The 16,917-nt window shown below is 57.7% G+C and carries 14 protein-coding genes and 5 pseudogenes; 13 read left to right on the top strand and 6 right to left on the bottom strand.

What is annotated here, in order from left to right; genetic code table 11:
• Positions 1-185: 185 nt before the first annotated feature.
• Entirely contained in the window at positions 186-1,160 is a 975-nt protein-coding gene (locus AACY31_RS07595) for an AraC family transcriptional regulator (protein ID WP_339504265.1), read from the bottom strand.
• A gap of 102 nt (positions 1,161-1,262) precedes the next feature.
• Here AACY31_RS07595 and AACY31_RS07590 point away from each other — a divergent pair, with 102 nt between their 5' ends.
• From AACY31_RS07590 to AACY31_RS28870, 3 genes and pseudogenes are all read left to right on the top strand, one after another.
• Positions 1,263-2,513 (top strand): MFS transporter, encoded by a 1,251-nt coding sequence (locus AACY31_RS07590; RefSeq protein WP_339492982.1) that lies wholly within the window; start codon positions 1,263-1,265, stop codon positions 2,511-2,513.
• Between the two features lie 91 nt (positions 2,514-2,604).
• Positions 2,605-2,703, top strand: a pseudogene (locus AACY31_RS07585) (His/Gly/Thr/Pro-type tRNA ligase C-terminal domain-containing protein); the annotation flags it as partial.
• A gap of 202 nt (positions 2,704-2,905) precedes the next feature.
• Positions 2,906-3,106, top strand: a complete 201-nt coding sequence (locus tag AACY31_RS28870) for an integrase arm-type DNA-binding domain-containing protein (RefSeq protein ID WP_445261527.1) — start codon at positions 2,906-2,908, stop codon at positions 3,104-3,106.
• A 57-nt stretch (positions 3,107-3,163) separates the two neighbouring features.
• Here AACY31_RS28870 and AACY31_RS07575 read toward each other — a convergent pair whose 3' ends face one another.
• Both AACY31_RS07575 and AACY31_RS07570 read right to left on the bottom strand, forming a co-directional pair.
• Complete coding sequence (locus AACY31_RS07575) at positions 3,164-3,520, bottom strand: type II toxin-antitoxin system RelE/ParE family toxin (protein ID WP_339482016.1); 357 nt, start codon at positions 3,518-3,520, stop codon at positions 3,164-3,166.
• A 2-nt stretch (positions 3,521-3,522) separates the two neighbouring features.
• The gene (locus AACY31_RS07570) at positions 3,523-3,813 is read right to left on the bottom strand and encodes a type II toxin-antitoxin system ParD family antitoxin (RefSeq protein WP_032698686.1); all 291 of its coding nucleotides are present in this window, start codon (positions 3,811-3,813) and stop codon (positions 3,523-3,525) included.
• A 298-nt stretch (positions 3,814-4,111) separates the two neighbouring features.
• Between AACY31_RS07570 and AACY31_RS07565 the strand changes: the two are divergent.
• Both AACY31_RS07565 and AACY31_RS07560 read left to right on the top strand, forming a co-directional pair.
• Positions 4,112-4,282, top strand: a pseudogene (locus tag AACY31_RS07565) (5'-nucleotidase); the annotation flags it as partial.
• Positions 4,283-4,883: 601 nt separating this feature from the next.
• Positions 4,884-5,012: pseudogene (locus tag AACY31_RS07560) on the top strand (DUF4113 domain-containing protein); the annotation flags it as partial.
• A 161-nt stretch (positions 5,013-5,173) separates the two neighbouring features.
• Here AACY31_RS07560 and AACY31_RS07555 read toward each other — a convergent pair.
• Complete coding sequence (locus tag AACY31_RS07555) at positions 5,174-6,394, bottom strand: HEAT repeat domain-containing protein (RefSeq protein WP_339493237.1); 1,221 nt, start codon at positions 6,392-6,394, stop codon at positions 5,174-5,176.
• A gap of 521 nt (positions 6,395-6,915) precedes the next feature.
• On the opposite strand from AACY31_RS07555, the gene AACY31_RS07550 reads away from it, so the two are divergent.
• Positions 6,916-7,446: a DUF4062 domain-containing protein gene (locus tag AACY31_RS07550; protein WP_339504263.1), complete on the top strand. Its 531-nt coding sequence runs from the start codon at positions 6,916-6,918 to the stop codon at positions 7,444-7,446.
• Between the two features lie 32 nt (positions 7,447-7,478).
• Positions 7,479-7,829, top strand: a pseudogene (locus AACY31_RS07545) (transposase); the annotation flags it as partial.
• Between the two features lie 244 nt (positions 7,830-8,073).
• Here the strand turns inward: AACY31_RS07545 and AACY31_RS07540 are convergent.
• Positions 8,074-8,655: a helix-turn-helix domain-containing protein gene (locus AACY31_RS07540; protein WP_339504261.1), complete on the bottom strand. Its 582-nt coding sequence runs from the start codon at positions 8,653-8,655 to the stop codon at positions 8,074-8,076.
• A gap of 155 nt (positions 8,656-8,810) precedes the next feature.
• Here AACY31_RS07540 and AACY31_RS07535 point away from each other — a divergent pair, with 155 nt between their 5' ends.
• The 3 genes and pseudogenes from AACY31_RS07535 to AACY31_RS07525 form a co-directional block, all read left to right on the top strand.
• Entirely contained in the window at positions 8,811-9,704 is an 894-nt protein-coding gene (locus AACY31_RS07535; protein ID WP_150054667.1) for a DMT family transporter, read from the top strand.
• Positions 9,705-9,760: 56 nt separating this feature from the next.
• Positions 9,761-10,174, top strand: a complete 414-nt coding sequence (locus AACY31_RS07530) for a hypothetical protein (protein WP_339504259.1) — start codon at positions 9,761-9,763, stop codon at positions 10,172-10,174.
• Positions 10,059-10,812, top strand: a pseudogene (locus tag AACY31_RS07525) (transketolase-like TK C-terminal-containing protein); the annotation flags it as partial. The gene AACY31_RS07530 and the pseudogene AACY31_RS07525, both read left to right, overlap by 116 nt.
• Before the next feature lie 209 nt (positions 10,813-11,021).
• Here AACY31_RS07525 and AACY31_RS07520 read toward each other — a convergent pair.
• On the bottom strand, positions 11,022-11,936 hold the full coding sequence (locus AACY31_RS07520; protein ID WP_339491896.1) for a LysR family transcriptional regulator: 915 nt from the start codon (positions 11,934-11,936) through the stop codon (positions 11,022-11,024).
• Between the two features lie 255 nt (positions 11,937-12,191).
• On the opposite strand from AACY31_RS07520, the gene AACY31_RS07515 reads away from it, so the two are divergent.
• From AACY31_RS07515 to AACY31_RS07505, 3 genes are all read left to right on the top strand, one after another.
• Entirely contained in the window at positions 12,192-13,217 is a 1,026-nt protein-coding gene (locus AACY31_RS07515) for a zinc-dependent alcohol dehydrogenase family protein (protein ID WP_339482923.1), read from the top strand.
• Between the two features lie 678 nt (positions 13,218-13,895).
• Positions 13,896-15,386: a hypothetical protein gene (locus tag AACY31_RS07510; RefSeq protein WP_339491895.1), complete on the top strand. Its 1,491-nt coding sequence runs from the start codon at positions 13,896-13,898 to the stop codon at positions 15,384-15,386.
• 96 nt (positions 15,387-15,482) lie between these two features.
• Positions 15,483-16,880: a PLP-dependent aminotransferase family protein gene (locus AACY31_RS07505; RefSeq protein WP_339482925.1), complete on the top strand. Its 1,398-nt coding sequence runs from the start codon at positions 15,483-15,485 to the stop codon at positions 16,878-16,880.
• Positions 16,881-16,917 lie beyond the last annotated feature (37 nt).

Below are 16,917 nucleotides of genomic sequence, written 5' to 3'. Positions count from 1 at the left end.
GAATCCCGGGAAACACAGAAACAAGAACGCCGATTTGATTGATGATTGTTGGCGGTGATGCACAATTGCCCTCCCTGCTGGGGCAAGACTGCCCCAACATGGATAGGTAGATGCCCAGCACAGATGGCGGTAGCCTTGAAGGTTGCTTGGGTCAGCGTTTTTTCGGCAGATGGGTCAATTCTTCATCAGCGCCGACACTTACGACTCAAACCCGGTGTCTTGCCCGTAATGCGCTTGAATGCACGACTGAAAGCGGCCTGGGATGTATAGCCCAAACGCTGCGCTACCTCTTCAATCGGTAGCCTTTCGAGGGTCAGCCACTGGCTCGCAAGCCGCATTCGCAGTTCGGTGACATAGCGCAGTGGGGCCATGCCAATCGTCACCTGGAAGCGGTCCGCGAAGACCGAGCGTGAGGTATTGCAGTGCTCTGCCAACTGCGCAACGGTCCAGTCGCGGCCCGGTTGTTGATGGAGCGCAAGCAGTGCACCGGCCAAGCGTGGATCGCGCAAGGCGGCGACCAGGCCAGAAGCATTCCCACAGGCACACTCCACCCAGCCGCGAACGACCATGGCAGCTACCACGTCGGCCAAACGCGCGAGGATACCGGCGAAGCCGACACGTGCGGCGCTGACCTCGCGTTCCATGGTGGTCAGGATCGGTACCAGCCCGGGGTAACGCTGGCCGCCGGCATCAATCAGCATCAGGCCCGGCATCAGCCTGCCAAGGCCATGGATACTGCCCAGTTCAAACTCCATACAACCACTGAACAAAATAGTGCTCGGCGTGGGGCTGGCATCGGTTCCGGTATCCACCGCGCTGACGGTATCCACCGCGCTGACGGTGTCACCGAGCGGGGTGCCGTCTAGACGGTTGATGTCTAGAACAGGCGCGTCCGGATGTGAAAACAGTTGATGGGCGGCGCCATGGGAGATGAACACGGCGTTGCCGGCAGACAGCTCGTAGGTGGTGCCATCCTCCATTCGCAGCACCGCATTGCCGACGGCTATGAAGTGGAACCAGGCGTGCCCAGGTTTTTCCGTGAAGCCCAAACCGAAGGTAGGGCCTGCCTGGATACGCCGGTATTCGACACCACGCAGGCGCATACCGCGCAACAGTTCGTTGATGAGGTCCGAGGAGAGAGCAAACTGATCAGCAGGCATTGTTCAGGTGTTTTAGTCAAAAAATAGAGATTTTTGATCATAGATCATCCGGATCCCGGCGCCTAGACTTCGGTTCGCAATGAAGATAGGGAGATCCGTACGATGACCGACTGTGTATGTAATGCCGTACCCGACCGCCATTCCGGCGTCGGCTTGGATGTAGAGCCTGCGAACCCCGCGTGGATGGCCGTCTTCTCGTTGGCAATGGGGGTGTTCGGATTACTGACCGCTGAGTACCTTCCGGCCAGTTTGTTGACGCTGATGGCTGCCGACCTGGGAGTGTCCGAAGCGCTGGCTGGCCAGGCGGTAACGGTGACAGCCGTGGTGGCGCTGTTCGCCGGCTTGCTGGTGCCTGGCCTGACCCGCGGCATCGACCGACGTTGGGTGTTGCTGGGTTTTTCCACGTTGATGGTCGCCTCCAATCTGTTGGTCGCCGTTTCCTCCAGCTTCGCGGTGCTGTTGTTGATGCGCATCTTGCTGGGCATTGCCCTTGGCGGTTTCTGGAGCATGGCGGCGGCGGTAGCGATGCGCTTGGTGCCGAGTGCTTTTTTGCCCCGGGCGCTGTCGATCATTTTCAGCGGCATTGCTATCGGGACGGTCGTTGCCGTGCCGCTGGGCAGCTATCTGGGCGGGCTGTATGGCTGGCGCAGCGCGTTCTTTGCAGCAGCGGCGGTAGGCATGGTGACCTTGGCGTTCCAGTCGTTCACTTTGCCGCGCCTTGCGCCGCGCCGGCCGGCACGTCTGCGCACCGTACTCGAGGTGTTGCAGCGCCCGGGTATCGCCATGGGGATGTTCGGTTGCGTGCTGGTGCACAGCGGCCACTTTGCTATGTTCACCTACGTTCGGCCATTCCTTGAAGGGACTACCGGCATCGGCCCACAAGGGCTGTCCCTGATGCTGCTGGGGTTCGGTGTGGCGAACTTCGCCGGCACGCTGTTGGCCGGGAAGCTGCTGGAGCACCACCCGCTGGCCACTCTCGTATTGATGCCCGCGCTGGTCGGTGTTGCAGCACTGGCGTTGGTGCTGTTGCCGGCATCGGTGCCGGGGCAGGCGGTACTCCTGGCGATCTGGGGGTTGGCCTTTGGTGGTGTGCCGGTGGCGTGGTCGAACTGGGTTGCCAGTGCGGTACCTGATCAGGCGGAAAGCGCCGGGGGCATGGTGGTGGCATCTGTGCAGTCCGCCATTGCCACAGGCGCGGCCGCTGGCGGTGCAGTGTTCAGCCTCGGTGGCAGCGCAGGCGTATTCGTCGCAGCGGCCGTGCTGATGCTGCTGGCCGCACTGCTGATTGCGCTGCGGGTCCGCGTCCCTTCTGCCCATGGCGTTCACCAGTCCAAGCCCGCCTTGCATCTTTGATCCGGTTTGCCAAACCGCCTCGATCCCATCCGTAATCAGGAGTTAACCCATGAACAATACGACGTCTCACCAAGGACGCTTCAAATCGTTGCGCGCGGCAGTGGACCTGCGTAACGAGAAGAACGGCTACAAGATCCGCGAAGCCACTCTGCAGAAAGTGCCCTACCTTTTGGTGATCGGCGAGCAGGAAAAAGCCGGCGCCGCGTCACCCTGTTGGGGGGTTATGCGGCTCACACCCCCGGTGCGAGCGATCGCGAATGGCGATTTTTGGCACGGGCCTGGGTGGCCGCGGCTGGTATTTGGTGCGCCTCCTTATACTGGATGAACAACCCTAATGTGGCAAATCCCTGGTTGTTCGGAAGAGGATATGGGGTATGAGTCGATATCCTTAAGTGGAGTTGTCGGGTCTGTCTCTCTGCACCTATCCTGAAATTGACTCGCGAGATGCTCGTGCTCTGCGTGATGTTGCCAGGGCTCTGGTCGCTAGGGGCATCGATCCTCGTGTCCATCGACAGCTGGAGCGAATGCTAGGCGCTTGGTCACGGAAAACGCCTAAATCGGCTGACAACGAGGGCGCTCAGGTTGAGATATAGAGGGGCGCCTTACCTTCGCTATTCCTGGCCAGTTAAGCCGTTTGGCCAGGTCGCTGATCAGTCGTTAGGCAAGTGCAACTGCACTTCCATGGCGTCATGAAGGAGTCTGACGACCTCGATCACGTCGTCGTTTGCCACACGATAGAACACGATATGGCGTGGGCTTTTGACCGTTCCATGGGTTTGTTTGGCCTGCTGGCGTGAGTAGATGAGGTGATAGCTGCGAAGGCCCGGTGCAAGCTCATCGCGGTCGTGGCTGCCAAGGGGATAAGGCGTGTCGGCAAGCGCTTGCAGCGCCGCGAGGATCAGCGCCTGGTAGCGCTGGCGTGCTTGATCGCCGAACTGCGTCTGGGAGAGCCTAAGGATGTCGACAATGTCGGCGCGCGCCGGGTTGGAAATCCGATACTGCGGCATGCTCAGTGTTTCTCTCTCGCGGGGAGGGTTGCCTCCAGGCTCAAGCCCTCGAGGTAGTGCTCCAGATCCCCTTCGTTCACCTGAGTAAAGCGCCCGTGCTCAAGATCCATGATGCCGATCGAGGTCGCCTGGCGCAGTGCCTCAATTTTGGCGGTGTCTTCGGCGACGCGCTGCTCCAATAAACGTAAACCTTCTCGCATCACTTCGCTGGCATTCTGATAACGGCCGGACTGCACCAAGTCATGGATAACCTGTTCCTGGTGAGGGGTGAGCACAACGTTTCGCGTCGCCATAACTAGCTCCAGTTCTATGCAAACAGGTACTTTTGATTGTTGGCATATTATGCCATTTTCGCTCAGGACAATAGCTTGGGGCCGACATCCGGCGATCAGGTGATAGCTGACTCGGCGCCAATCAGCAAGGTTCAAAGTCATCCGCCCATAATAAAGCTGCAGATTGATTTGCAGATTGATATGCCTGGCTGTGCGTGGGAGGAGGCGCGCGATGTGTGCTTTTCGATCCGCCCTGAAATCGATCGGCATGTTCGATGCCCATCAATATTTGCGTTTAGAGGCATCAAGAGAGGTTCCAATGCCCTACGAGTTAGAAAATCGCCTGGTGATCGGCGTCGCTTCCAGCGCTGTGTTTGATTTGTTGGCATCGGACGCAGTGTTTCAGAGTCAGGGGGAGGAGGAATACCGCAAGTTTCAGCAAAAAAATCTTCACGTCCCGCTTCCGAAAGGGATAGCGTTCCCCTTCATCATGCCCTCAGATGTGCCCCCAATGTAGCAATCTACCGGAAGTGAATGGAGTTCCATGGTTTGTGGAAAGCCAGAAATGCTCAGCTAAACAGCCTGCCAGACGACTCTCAGGATCCCCAAACAACATTTTGACTGGGCTCTAGGACGGTGTTTTCAGGAAGAAGAAATTCAAATGTGCCCCCAATTTTGCCCCCAGTACATCAGGTTCGCGAGTGGCGATTTCCGGCAGAGTCCAGATGAATTCAGTTGGCTTTCAGTAGTTCATAAGTAGGGGGTAGGGGTTCACACACTGCTTACCTCTCAGTCGGGAATGACCAGCGGTGTCGAATGGAGCTGTCTACAGTGCTGCGTATCTTTCAGTCCGACGCTGATTGACCTACGAACAATTGGATATTTATACAGCCATTACGCAACCTCCGACGATTTGCACCAAAAATTGTCTCCGATCTTGTTTACCACTCCCCCCAATCACGCTAACTTGTGGTAACGCTGGCACAGTGCCGCTATCGGTCGTCCCCGACTAGATTTGACTCGCGCGCACAGCTGCTCAACTGGTGCCTACCAGAGGCGACCATTGTAATGGCTGTGTTGGATAAGATGAGCGGTGGGGAAGGGGAACGCTACTCGCGGCAAGCGTGTCGAGCAATCCTGATTGGGCGATGCGGCGTGAGATGATGAGCCGTCGTTATACGACGCGGCTGGATCAACTGTGGACGGTAGGCCGGATATAGGAAATCCGGTAAGAAAAGGCTCTTTGCTGGCGTGAGGAGGTACGCCTCAAGCTTGCAAAGAGCCTGTGCCATGCCGCAACCTATTTTGCCGTTGCGCCTGCACCATGATGAGAGGTCGCTAATGGTACCGATACATTCTAACGGTTACTCCGATTAAGGATTCACTCGGCCGCAGCCTGGATAGATTTAATCAGCACCGACGTAGCCTCATCTTTTGGTTCGATCGATGTAGCAATTTCAGCCGCGGATTGTTTCTGTTTCTCATCGGCAAGGGGAACTGTCTGACTAAGGACCACTAGCAGGTTACGTTGGCCGTCTTCGCTTGATTCTGGAAACTGTTGAATGACCAAAGGAATGGCACGCGGATCCTTTAAGTTGACTAGGACATTGGTTGCGTAGGATCGTACGGTACCGTCGTCACTTGCGGACGCTTTGGTCAGAGCCTTCAAATCGTCTTCTTCAACAACTGCTTTCAGTGCTCCGCTTTGGCCGGCATTTGATTGAGCAATTTCATTGAGGGAGACAAGCGCACCAAGCTTTGTTCGATAGGAACTGTCAGTGCTCTGTACTTTGGTTAACAGGGGTCTTGCAGCGGGCATTCCTTTTTTTCCGAGCTCAGAGCGGGCATCGCGCCTCACATAGGTACTGTCGGAGTTCAAATTATTGATTAATTCATCAACCGTTGGAATTTCCTCATCCGCATAAGCCGTTTGCAACAGCGACCAAGACGAACCATCAATAGCGGGCATTGCTTCGACGACAACGCCTGTACTGGTCCCACTGGGACATGGGCCAACCTTGGCAATTAATTTATTGGTCTCGTCGTTTAGGCTTGCATCCTGGGAGTTGTAACGCCATTGAAGAGTATCTCCTGATCCTAGATGTGGTCTTAATAAAGCAGCATCAATGCAGCTAAATATTTGTTCTCTATCACCAATGTTTATGATGAGAGCCAATTTTTTGCGAACAATGTTCTTGTCGAAAACTACAAAGTCATAACTGGTTTTTAATCGGGACCCAAAAAAATCATTGTCGCCCTCGAAAACCATCGTAGCCTCTCTAGTGTCCCCCTCTATTTTTATACGTAGGTAACGTCCGTCCATGCGGTCCAAAATTATAAAGAATATGACGACTGCGAGTGCCGCACACCCGATGATCGTTATTGATTGGCCCGGTAGGGTGACGCTGGCCTTAGAACCAAAAGCACCAAGAATTATTCCTAGTCCCGTACAGAACATGAAAATTTTTAATGTAAAGTTCCCAAGGTGCATTACTTCGAAAAAGGTGCCTATTCCAATCATAATCAACCCCATAACTAGGGCTGAGTAAAAAATAGGGCCTGTCTCAACTGACCGTTTATCGGGCTCTAACTTGTCGTTCATGGCTGCTCCGGATTGCTGATTATAAGTGAGTCACCACTAGACTCAACAACCCAATGAGTGCATATGCTTAAAGTGGTGGTTGGATCAACGCTAGTCGGCACCTAGACACTTGTCCAGCAATGGCGGAAGTGAGGGTGCTGTACAGGAGCTTTTCATTTGTCTAGCTAATTGGAAATGCTAGAAAAGCTGCATTGTCAATGCTTCTTCTTGAAAATGGTGCAGGTTTTCAATTTTAATTTTTTCTGCCATCGAGATGCTGTCCTTTACACAGGTGGGAGCACACAGCGTCTAGATGGGTACTTTTGGCTCGCGAAATTGTCATGGCTCAAAGTCCATCTAATATTCGACATGTTCTGTTACAAATGCTGAGGGTGGCGCTGGTAACGCGATGTCCAAATAATTGCATTTTGCTACTTCTGTGCTGTTCTAGGAGGACTGCACGCGCGGCTCAGCTTTGTCGCGCAAGGATCACCTTTGATCACAGAGCTGTTAGAGCCTCTGGTTGAGGTTTAGGAGCAAGGATGGCCCAGTCCAAAAAAATCAAGGTCATGCTTTCGAGTCGTTGCAACGACCGTTTCCCCATTGATAGCGATCACACCCTTAGCTCAATTCGAGAGCAGCTCAAGCGCGAGATTGAAGGTACAAAGCTGTTCGGCAGGCAGGTGTTTGAAGTCTGGATCAATGAAGACGCTCCCCCCGCCGATGCTATGGACGATAGCTGGGATACCTGTCTACAGGCTGTTCGTGATTGCGATGTGATGCTTGTGTTGTCCAATGGCAATGCAGGTTGGGCCAAGCGTGCTGGCGACATTGGCATTTGCCATGCTGAATACATGGAAGGCCTGACCACCACCCGCGGCAAGGTTCGCCTGATTGCTATGCCGAATATTCCGGTGGGTGAAGGGCATGACGCAGAGACTGCACGCAATAAACTGTTCCAAGATTTTGTCTCGCTGCAGACACCTTTTCGAGGCGGTACTGTTTCCACTGTCGAGCAATTGCGCACCCGCCCCCGGTGTCAGGATAGTTGTCGCCTCTCCGAATTTTTCTGAAAAAGCAGATCGGGGGCGGAAAGAGACTGTTCGTGCCGTACTATTCACCTGAACGCAAAGCCGCATTGCTCAAGATGCTGCTTCCCCCGCTCAACCTTTCGATGGCCGAGGTTTCCCGGCGCGAAGGGGTCAGCGAAATGTCATTGTCGAACTGGCGCAAGCAGGTCGGTTCTGAAGGAAACGCAGTGCCCGAGAACCCCCCATCCACCCAGAGTTGGACAGCCGAAACCCAGTTTGCTGTCGTCCTTGAAACGGCTGGTTTGTCCGAGATTGAACTGGCTGAATACTGCCGTCGCAAAGGCCTGTACCCCGAGCAAATCAAGGCATGGCGACAGGCCTGCATCAACGGCCAGAAGACAGACAAGACCCAGCAAAAAGACGACCCCCTCAGATGTGCCCCCAATGTAGCAATCTACCGGAAGTGAATGGAACTCCATGGTTTGTGGAAAGGCAGAAATGATCAGCTAAACAGCCTGCCCGACAACGCCTAAAGACTCTCAGGATCCCCAAAAAACATTTTGACTGGGCTCTAGGACAACATTTTCAGGCAGAAAAATTTCAAATATGCCCCCAATGTTGCCCCCAGGTCGCTCGTGATACACGAGCGAACGAAAAATGGCGCCTACCTCAGGAATGCTCTATCACCATCACCGCTGTGGTGTCCGCCTCAAGTGCTTCGAACACGTGAGGCACATTCGCCAGGTAGCTGATGTAGTCGCCGGCATTCAGCAATACAGGCCCAGTCGCCGGGCCAATATGGGCGCTGCCGCTGCACAGTACTACGTGCTCTACGGTTCCCGTTGGGTGAGGCTGAGACAGCCGAACTTCGCCGGGCTGCACCTTGAGCCGGTAGATGTCGCGCTGTACTCCCGCCTGGCAATCGGCAAGCAGTGTGGCTGCGTAATTGGCAGTCTCGGCATAGGCGGTCATGCCCTCGTTGGCGCGAATCACCCGCAACGGCTGTTGGGGTTGCTCGAAGAACCGGGTGACTTGCAAACCCATTGCCATCGCCAGCGACCATAAGGTTTCAATGCTGGGGTTACCGATTCCTGACTCCAATTGAGACAAGGTCGACTTAGCCACCCCGGCGCGCTTCGCCAACTCGGTCAAGGAAAGTCCTGCGGCCAAGCGTTCGCGTTTGATTGAAAGCGCCAGCAGATCGATTCGGCTCGGGTTATTTTTCGGCGAAATGTTCGTTATGTCGGTCATTTGTTTTATAAATCATCCTTAACTGGGTTGACGCTCTTTGGCGCAGTGTTCATTATAGTGGTCATTAATTCATTATAAAGTTCGTTTTGCCGAGACAGCGTCCACGAATAGCGGCTTAGGTTACGGCAATGTCGGCGGCAAGGAAGCAGTGAGTGATGAAGTCGCAAACCCGTGGGACACTCGAAATGATCTCGGCCATGGTCATCTCCGGCACGGTAGGCTGGTTCGTCATTATGTCGGGGCAGGCCCCGGAGGCTGTGGTGTTCTGGCGTTGTTTGTTCGGGGCCCTGGCGATGCTGGTCACGTGCCTGGTGCTTGGGGTGCTGCGCCGGTCCCTGATCACCGCCCGGCAGTTCATTCTGGTGTGCCTGGGCGGGGTGGCGCTGATCCTCAACTGGGTGCTGCTGTTCAGTGCTTACAAACATTCCTCTATCGCCATTGCCACGGTGGTCTACCACGTTCAACCGTTCATGCTGGTCGGTCTGGGTGTGCTGTTTTTCGCTGAACGCCTCAGCGCCGTAAAGGTTGGCTGGCTGCTGTTGGCCTTCGCCGGGCTCATGTTGATCGTGTCCGCCAAGGGCAGTGGACAGTCCACTGCCACCGACTACTTGCTCGGCGTCTGCCTCGCCCTGGCTTCGGCCTTCTTCTATGCCGTGGCGGCGGCGATCACCAAGCGCCTCAAGGACTTGCCCGCGCACCTGATCGTGCTGATCCAGATGGTGGTAGGTGTACTGGTCCTTGCCCCGTTCGTGGATTTCAGCAGGGTCGATACGGTCGAGGGCGCCTGGACATACTTGATCATTATCGGCGTGGTCCATACCGGGCTCATGTCGACCCTGCTATACAGCGCCATCCAGAAAATCCCCACGGCGCTGGTCGGCGCACTGTCGTTCATCTATCCGATCGTCGCCATCCTGGTCGACTGGGTTGCCTTCGCCCATCCGCTCAGCGCCCTGCAAGTGCTTGGCGCGAGCGCGATCCTGCTGGCGGCGGCGGGCATGAATTTTGGTTGGTCGCTGGGCCGTGCCCCGCGTCAGGAAGTGACTTAGGGCCTGGCGCGACACCGCCCGCCATCTGAACCATCGTTAAATCAAGGGAGTTGATCGTGACTGTGATCTTGTGTGGCCTGGGAGGCTGCCTTCCGCCTCAGATAATTGACAATCAGCAAATTTCCAGCGGCCTGGATACCACGCCCGAATGGATAGAGTCGCGTACGGGCATTCGTGAGCGTCGAATGGTCAGTGACGGACTGAGCATGCTCGACCTGGCAATCAAGGCCGGCGCCCGTGCACTCGCCTCGGCAGAGGGGCGGGCGGTGCAGGCGGTGGTGGTCGCGACCACCTCGCCGGAGCGCATCTGCCCGGCGGCGGCGCCGGAAGTGGCGTCGGTGCTGGGCCTGGGTGACGTCAGGGCGCACGACCCTGGCCGGGGAGGGGCTGCAGCATCAAGACGGTTCAAGCCATGTTGTCGCGGCGACCGTGCCCAACTGCCGAGCCTACGACCCGGCGTTTGCCGGTGAATTGGCAGTGATTGTGGACCATGGGCTCAAGTGCATGCTGACCGCTCAGGAGGACGTCTTTTACTACCTCACCGTGACCAATGAAAATTACCTGCAACGGTCGCTGCCGGACGGTGCCGAGGCGGATGTGATCAAGGGCATGTACCTACGCCGGGTCGGACGCGCCGTTGGTGCGCCTGCTTGGAAGCGGCGCGATCCTCAATGAAGTGCTGGCGGCGGCGAACCGGCTGCGCGAGCAATGGGGCGTGACGGTGCAGGTCTGGAGTGTCACCAGTTTCAGCGAGCTTGAACGCGATGCCAGGTCTGCCCAACACGAGCGTCTGGCGGGTGCGCAGACGACACTGGGACATGTCGAGCAATGCCTGGGCGGGTCCGCGCCGGTCGTGGCGGCGACGGACTATGTCAGGGCCTATGCGCAACTCATCGCTCCCTATGTCACTGCGCCGTTCAAGGTGCTGGGCACGGATGGCTTCGGCTGTTCAGACACCCGGCGCGCGCTGCGGCGTTACTTCGAGGTGGACAGCCAGGCGATCTGCCTGACGGCTCTGCAGGCACTGGTGGAGCAAGGACGCCTGGCCGCAGACACGGTCGCCAAAGCCCGTCGTGTCATGGACGGTACGGATAATCGCCATGCTTGACCGTCGTGGATAGCCAGGATTGACCTGGGTGGTGTTCCAACTCAGCTACGTATGGCTGTGGCTGGTGTGGCAGGTGCTGTCATATGACCTTGAGGGTTGGCGTACCTTGCTGGTCGCCACCCATCTGGCTCAGCAGCAGTGCCTGCAGCTCTTTTGCGGGCCGTTGTGAGTGCCCGGTCATCCAGCGTTTAAGTGTGCGACGGCTTGAATCAAAGACTCTCAGGATCCCCAAAAAACATCTGAATCCGCGAACGCAACCAGCGCTCCCCAGGGTCGTTGTCCTGGGAGCCGCGCCAGGCCATGTGCAGTTCGAAGCTGCGCACCGGTATGGGCGGGTCTTCGGCGCGTACGCCGCCGGCGGCGGTCAGCGCGTCGGCGGTGTAGTCGGGTACGGTGGCGATGATGTCGGTGCCCGCCAGCAGGGTGCTCAGGCCGTTGAATTGCGGTACGGCCAGCACCACGTGGCGCTTGCGGTCGAGTTTCGCCAGCTCCTCATCGATGAAGCCGCTCAAGTCACCCGCGAAGGACACCAAGGCATGGGGGCGTGCGCAGAACTCGTCCAGGGTCAGTCGGCCCGGCGCGGTGTCGGCCCGCAACACTTTGGGCAAGCTGCGGCGCAAGATCTTGCGTTTGGCGTTGGCCGGCAGGTCGTCGGTGTAGCTGACGCCGATGGAGATTTCACCGGACGCCAGCAAACCGGGCATCAGAATGTAGTTGACCCGGCGCACCACCAGCACAATGCCGGGCGCTTCGGCCCGCAGGCGCTTGAGCAGCATCGGCAGCAGGGCGAATTCGGCGTCGTCCGACAGGCCAATGCGAAACACCGAGGTGCTGGTGGCCGGGTCAAATTCCGCCGCGCGGCTGACCGCCGTGGAAATCGAATCCAGGGCCGGGGAGAGCAGGGCGAAGATCTCGACCGCCCGGGCTGAAGGCTCCATGCTGCGGCCGGTACGTACGAACAATGGGTCATCGAACAGGCTGCGCAGGCGCGACAGCGCGGCGCTGATGGCCGGTTGGCCCAGGAACAGCTTCTCGGCCGCGCGAGTCACACTGCGTTCATGCATCAATGTTTCGAACACGATCAACAGGTTCAGATCGACACGCCGCAGGTCATTACGATTCATCTGGAGTCCTGGCAGATTCGGCAAGCTTGACGTGAGCGGCCATATGGGAACAATGGCCGGCGTGAATCTTACGGGGAAAGGCTGGTACTCTGCACCGGCTAATTGAGTTTTCTTAGGTTAAGTCCTACAGGATTGGTTGGTTTTCTGACTGCGGAATCAATGACAGGCATGTCGACTATTAATAGCCACTGATGGTCTTGGGTACAAACCCCGGATAGAGTTCATGGCATTAGGGTTACTTTGACGAGGTTTGCGATGTCCCGCACGATCCGTTTTCACAAGTTTGGTGGTGCCGAGGTGCTCAAATGCGAAGAGCATGCGGCGGCTCTTCCTGCGCCAGGAGAAGTGCAGGTCCGCGTCGAAGCGATCGGCATCAGTTGGTACGACATCTTGTGGCGCCAGAACCTGGCGTCGTCCCAGGCGCGCCTGCCTTCGGGCCTGGGCCATGAAATGGCCGGCGTGGTGACGGCCGTCGGTGACGGCGTCGATGACTTGGCCGTGGGCGACAAGGTCGCCAGCTTCCCGGCCGAGAGCCCGAACGATTATCCGGTGTACGGTGAAGTCATCGTGCTGCCACGCACCGCACTGACCCGTTATCCCGACGCGCTCAGCCCGATTGAAGCCGCTGTGCATTACACGCCGCTGCTGATCGCGTATTTCGCCTACATGGACCTGGCGCGGGTCAAGCCGGGGCAATTCGCCCTGGTCACTGATGCCAGTCATTGCGCCGGTCCTTCCTTCGTACAGCTGGGCAAGGCCCTGGGTGTGCGGGTGATCGCGGCCACCAAGACGGCTGACGAGCGTGAGTATCTGTTGTCGTTGGGCGCCGAGAAGGTCATCGTCACCGAAGAGCAGGACTTGCTGATGCAAATCAATAAGTTCACCGACAACCGTGGCGTCGATGTAGTATTCGACGGCCTCGGCGGGCCGCAGATGTCGCTGCTGGGTGATGTGCTGGCGCCGCGGGGCAGCCTGGTGCTGTATGGCTTACAGGGCGGCAACCAGACGCCGTTTCCAGCCTGCGCGGCGTTCCAGAAGAACATTCAGTTCTTTGTGCACTGCATCGGCAATTTCACTGGCAAGCCGGAACTGGGCATTCTCCAGGATCAGGTGGCGTTGCTACGAGCACTGCGCGATATCAATCAACTGACCGCCGACCATGTGCTGTTGCCGCTCAAGACTCGGGTCTTCCCGTTCTCCGAGTTTGTTGAGGCTCACCGTTACATGGGCGAATGCCCTTGCCGTGAACGTGTTGCTCTTCAGGTCGTCGACCCGGCCTGAACCCTGTCTTGCGCAAGAGTCATCGTCCGGGCTCTTGCGCTGCCTTCGCCCTGACACCCCATCCTTTCTTACGGCTCCTCCTGCCTGGCGGTGCTGCGTTCGTACCTCACCTTTCGTGCCTTGAATGGCCTGTCCCGGTTCGCTCAAGACTGAAACGGTCTGTCAGCCAACATCTGAACTGGTTTTTGCCCTCAATCTGTATCTTCTAATCATTGTTTAAGTCTTGATAATTGAACGCTGATTTCCATATCAAGGAAGAAATCGTGGTGCGGTATAACTTTTTCGAAGGTCTTCATCCTTCAAGATGCATTCAAGGGGTAATCAACGTTAATGGGTGCGGGGCTATCTATCGACCTTGGGAGAAACAGGGCGGGGTAGAGAACCAATTAAAGTTCGGCAAGTTCTTTGTTTGTCGTACTCATTGTCTGTGGGACGTTGTCGGAATTCTCCTAGGACGTGCCGCTCGGTCGGTTAACCCCTCTGTTTTCGCGGCCTCTGGCCGGAGCGCGATGGGGCGCGAGCTGACTCTCAGTATATGTATCAAATAATTACGACAAGCACTGCTTGAGCGTATTGCTAATACTCTTTGAGTACTAGAAAAACCCTCTAGACCAATACGTCGCTCGGTCACGTTGGTGCGGGTGCGACGCCGATAGTTGAATTTCCAGGTAAATGGCTATGAGTGCAATTCATGAGCAGGCAATGACTCACGTGTATCAACAGATACTGCAACGACTGTTAGGTTTTTATTCCCGGGCAGAACGTACCGCGTTGCAGCTTTTGATCCAGCGTTTAATTGTCGCCGCCGGAGGCATCGAGCGGATTGGCGATTATCGCGTGTTGACGGTCCAGAACGGGAGCAGGGAAAGTTTTTATGTGTTGACCGCCTTGCGGGCCGCACAGCTGAGTATCGCGGGGCGACATCCGGTGACCTTCACCTTGCGCGTCGCCACGCCACGCTTGAGCGAAACCACCCAGGCGACGTTGGAAAACATCCACCGCTGCTACAGCGCGCTGTTTGTCTACGATGATCCCCGGGTCGAATTGCTGATGGCGGATAACCGCGAGGTGTTGCCGTTCAATCACCGGCAGCCCTTATCGGCGGCGGGGCACGAAGCCAATCGCATGGACCTGCTGGTCCTGGGACACCTTCGTGCGGTCGACAGCCCCTTGGAGATTGGGGACGACGGCTACCTGGCGATGGCCGAATTCTATCGGCACATGGCCCGCTGGGAATCGGGCGTGGATTCGTTGGTCAGCAGCGATACACCGCGCCAGCAAAAACAATTCATATCGGGCCTTCGCCGCGCGACTCGCAAGATCGGCCTGCTGACCGAGTACGCCTGCAGCTTCGACAACCTCTTTGCCCATCTCGATACCCTGGGCGGTGATGTCTACCGGCATTTCTATGGGCCGGAGCGCCTCGATGCCTGGAGACCCGAGGGTCACTTCGAGGCCTGTCGACGAGTGGGCCACGTCGGCATTGACGACCTGATCGTCGATCGCTCGGAGGGAACCAACTGGCCGCTCTTCAACGAGTTCCTGCGGGTGCAGACCGAGGGGCTTGTCCCATCGGCGCCTGAAAACGAATACCTCAGCCCGTTATTGTCGGCCCATTTGCATGGTCTGCAGGCCTGCTACGTGCACGGACGCAGTTATGAAACGGGATACGGGGACTACGCGCAGCGGGCGATCATGATCATGCATCGCAAGCAACTGCCGGAACACGCCTGCGAACAGGCTCGGGCGCTGTTCGGGTCACCGTTGTCGATTCTCGAACGTCGTGCCTATGCGGCCCTTGAAGCGCAAAAGATCCTGGGGCTCAGCGAAACGCAACTGGTGTGCATGCTGTTCGCTCCCTTCGTGGGCCAGGGCTCGGGCCTGGAGCATTTTCTGCGTTGCTGCCATCCCGGCATGCTGGTGGCGATGCCGGACCTGCACAACGCCATGCAGGGCGCGACCGTCGCCGATCAGGTTGCGCAGTGGATGGTCGATGTCAGCGGCCTGCCCATCGACATCCTCGGCAAGCTGTACCGGGCGTGCATCTCACTGCCGGAACAGCCGGAAATTGCCCCGGGCGCCGATCTGCGGCAGGCCATTGACGGCGTCGACACTGCAGAAGCCGGGTCGCCTGCCGATGGGCTGCATGAACGCTCGGCAAGGCATTGAGGAGCGAGGTTTGACGGACTCATCTACCTCGTCCCCAGTCCTTGTACCCGGCGTTGTGACTGGGCCGGTTGCGACCCGCTGCCCTGGCCTGAGCCGATGAAAGGTTGCCGGGAAACAGACTTCGCCTACCAGGCGGTTTATCGCTACCTGACCACGCTGATCAACGAGCTGGAAGTTGATGCACGGGTTCGTCTGCCGTCATTGCGGCAACTGGCTGAACGTCTGAACGTGTCGATATCGACTATTCAGTACGCGTATTCGTTGCTGGAAAAGGAAGGGCGGGTGTATTCGATCGCCAAGTCCGGTTACTACGCGCTGCCAGTGCCCAGCATGGCCACTCTGGACGGCAGTGACGATTTGCTCGAGACCCTGTACGTCAATGCTCGACGTCCAGGGATGCGGGTGCTCAGTGCGGACGAACCAGCGTCGATGCAGCCATTGGACAGCCCGCTGTTGCTGCTCGAACGCGAACTGCTGCGCCAGTATCCACGCTCCTCGCAGACGCCCTCGCAACCTTGGGGCGAGCTGGAGCTTCGCGCCGCGCTGGCGGCTCGCTACACGTCTTCGCCGGCCCGCTGCTGGAATGCCGATGACGTCTACATTGGCGCCGACCTGCGGGGCGTCCTGGAGATCCTGATCGCGGTACTGGCGCTCAGGGGGGCTGCAGTGCTGATCGAGTCGCCCTGCGACTGGGCGGTGTTGCGCCTGCTGCAGGCGGCGGAGGTGAACGTCATCGAGCTGCCACTGCTGGCAGGCGGCGAGCTCAATGTCGAGCAACTGGAACAACTGCTGGTGAACGAAACGGTACGCCTGGTGGTGGTGTCGTCGGTCTTGAACATGCCGAGGGGGACGCTCGTTCCTGAAGAGAACCGCCGTGCCATCGCGCAATTGCTGGAGCGGCAGGGGATTTGGGTGCTGGAGAACGACAGCCATACAGACTTGGCGTTCGAGGCAAGGGTGACGCCTTTTCGAGACTTGCTCGACCCGGACCGGCTGATCGTCTATTCGACGTTCGAAAAAACCATTGGTCCAGAGGCACCGTATGGCTACGTGTTGTCACGCCAGTTGACTCTGCACCTGCAACGACATTTCCTGTTGCGTGCGTTTCGCTTGTCGCCGATTCGCCAGAAAGCCATCGCCCGGTTGTACAGCAACGGTCGGATCGACCAGCACTTGCTGGTGTTGCGCCGCCTGCTGCGCGAAAGTGCGGTTTCGACCACACAATTGCTGCGCGAGCGGCTGGGGGACAGCCTGCAATGGGCAGAACCCCAGGGTGGCGCAACGATCTGGGTGCAGTCGACGCGACGGGTCGACTTGCGACGGGTCTTCCATCGACTGCTGGCCCAGCGAATCGTCATCGCGCCGGGGGAGTTGTTCAGCCTCCAGGGCCTGTATGCACAACATATGCGCCTGACCCATGCCCTGAACGGGCCACAGGACATGGACGCTGCGCTCTGCGCGCTGGCCGATGCCTTGAGGCTCGAACAATCGTAAGTGGCGGCAGTGGATCGAACCCATCGCGCCATGGTCG

The sequence above is a fragment of the Pseudomonas sp. RL_105y_Pfl2_101 genome (assembly GCF_963970585.1).
GTDB lineage: Bacteria > Pseudomonadota > Gammaproteobacteria > Pseudomonadales > Pseudomonadaceae > Aquipseudomonas.
This window is presented reverse-complemented; position numbering and strand designations above follow the sequence as displayed.

Bases quoted from the DNA above. Each gene is read 5' to 3' on its own strand.
- AACY31_RS07595 (WP_339504265.1), bottom strand. From the start codon at position 1,160: ATGCCTGCTGATCAGTTTGCTCTCTCCTCGGACCTCATCAACGAACTG.
- AACY31_RS07590 (WP_339492982.1), top strand. From the start codon at position 1,263: ATGACCGACTGTGTATGTAATGCCGTACCCGACCGCCATTCCGGCGTC.
- AACY31_RS07575 (WP_339482016.1), bottom strand. From the start codon at position 3,520: ATGCCGCAGTATCGGATTTCCAACCCGGCGCGCGCCGACATTGTCGAC.
- AACY31_RS07570 (WP_032698686.1), bottom strand. From the start codon at position 3,813: ATGGCGACGCGAAACGTTGTGCTCACCCCTCACCAGGAACAGGTTATC.
- AACY31_RS07555 (WP_339493237.1), bottom strand. From the start codon at position 6,394: ATGAACGACAAGTTAGAGCCCGATAAACGGTCAGTTGAGACAGGCCCT.
- AACY31_RS07550 (WP_339504263.1), top strand. From the start codon at position 6,916: ATGGCCCAGTCCAAAAAAATCAAGGTCATGCTTTCGAGTCGTTGCAAC.
- AACY31_RS07540 (WP_339504261.1), bottom strand. From the start codon at position 8,655: ATGACCGACATAACGAACATTTCGCCGAAAAATAACCCGAGCCGAATC.
- AACY31_RS07535 (WP_150054667.1), top strand. From the start codon at position 8,811: ATGAAGTCGCAAACCCGTGGGACACTCGAAATGATCTCGGCCATGGTC.
- AACY31_RS07520 (WP_339491896.1), bottom strand. From the start codon at position 11,936: ATGAATCGTAATGACCTGCGGCGTGTCGATCTGAACCTGTTGATCGTG.
- AACY31_RS07515 (WP_339482923.1), top strand. From the start codon at position 12,192: ATGTCCCGCACGATCCGTTTTCACAAGTTTGGTGGTGCCGAGGTGCTC.
- AACY31_RS07510 (WP_339491895.1), top strand. From the start codon at position 13,896: ATGAGTGCAATTCATGAGCAGGCAATGACTCACGTGTATCAACAGATA.
- AACY31_RS07505 (WP_339482925.1), top strand. From the start codon at position 15,483: ATGAAAGGTTGCCGGGAAACAGACTTCGCCTACCAGGCGGTTTATCGC.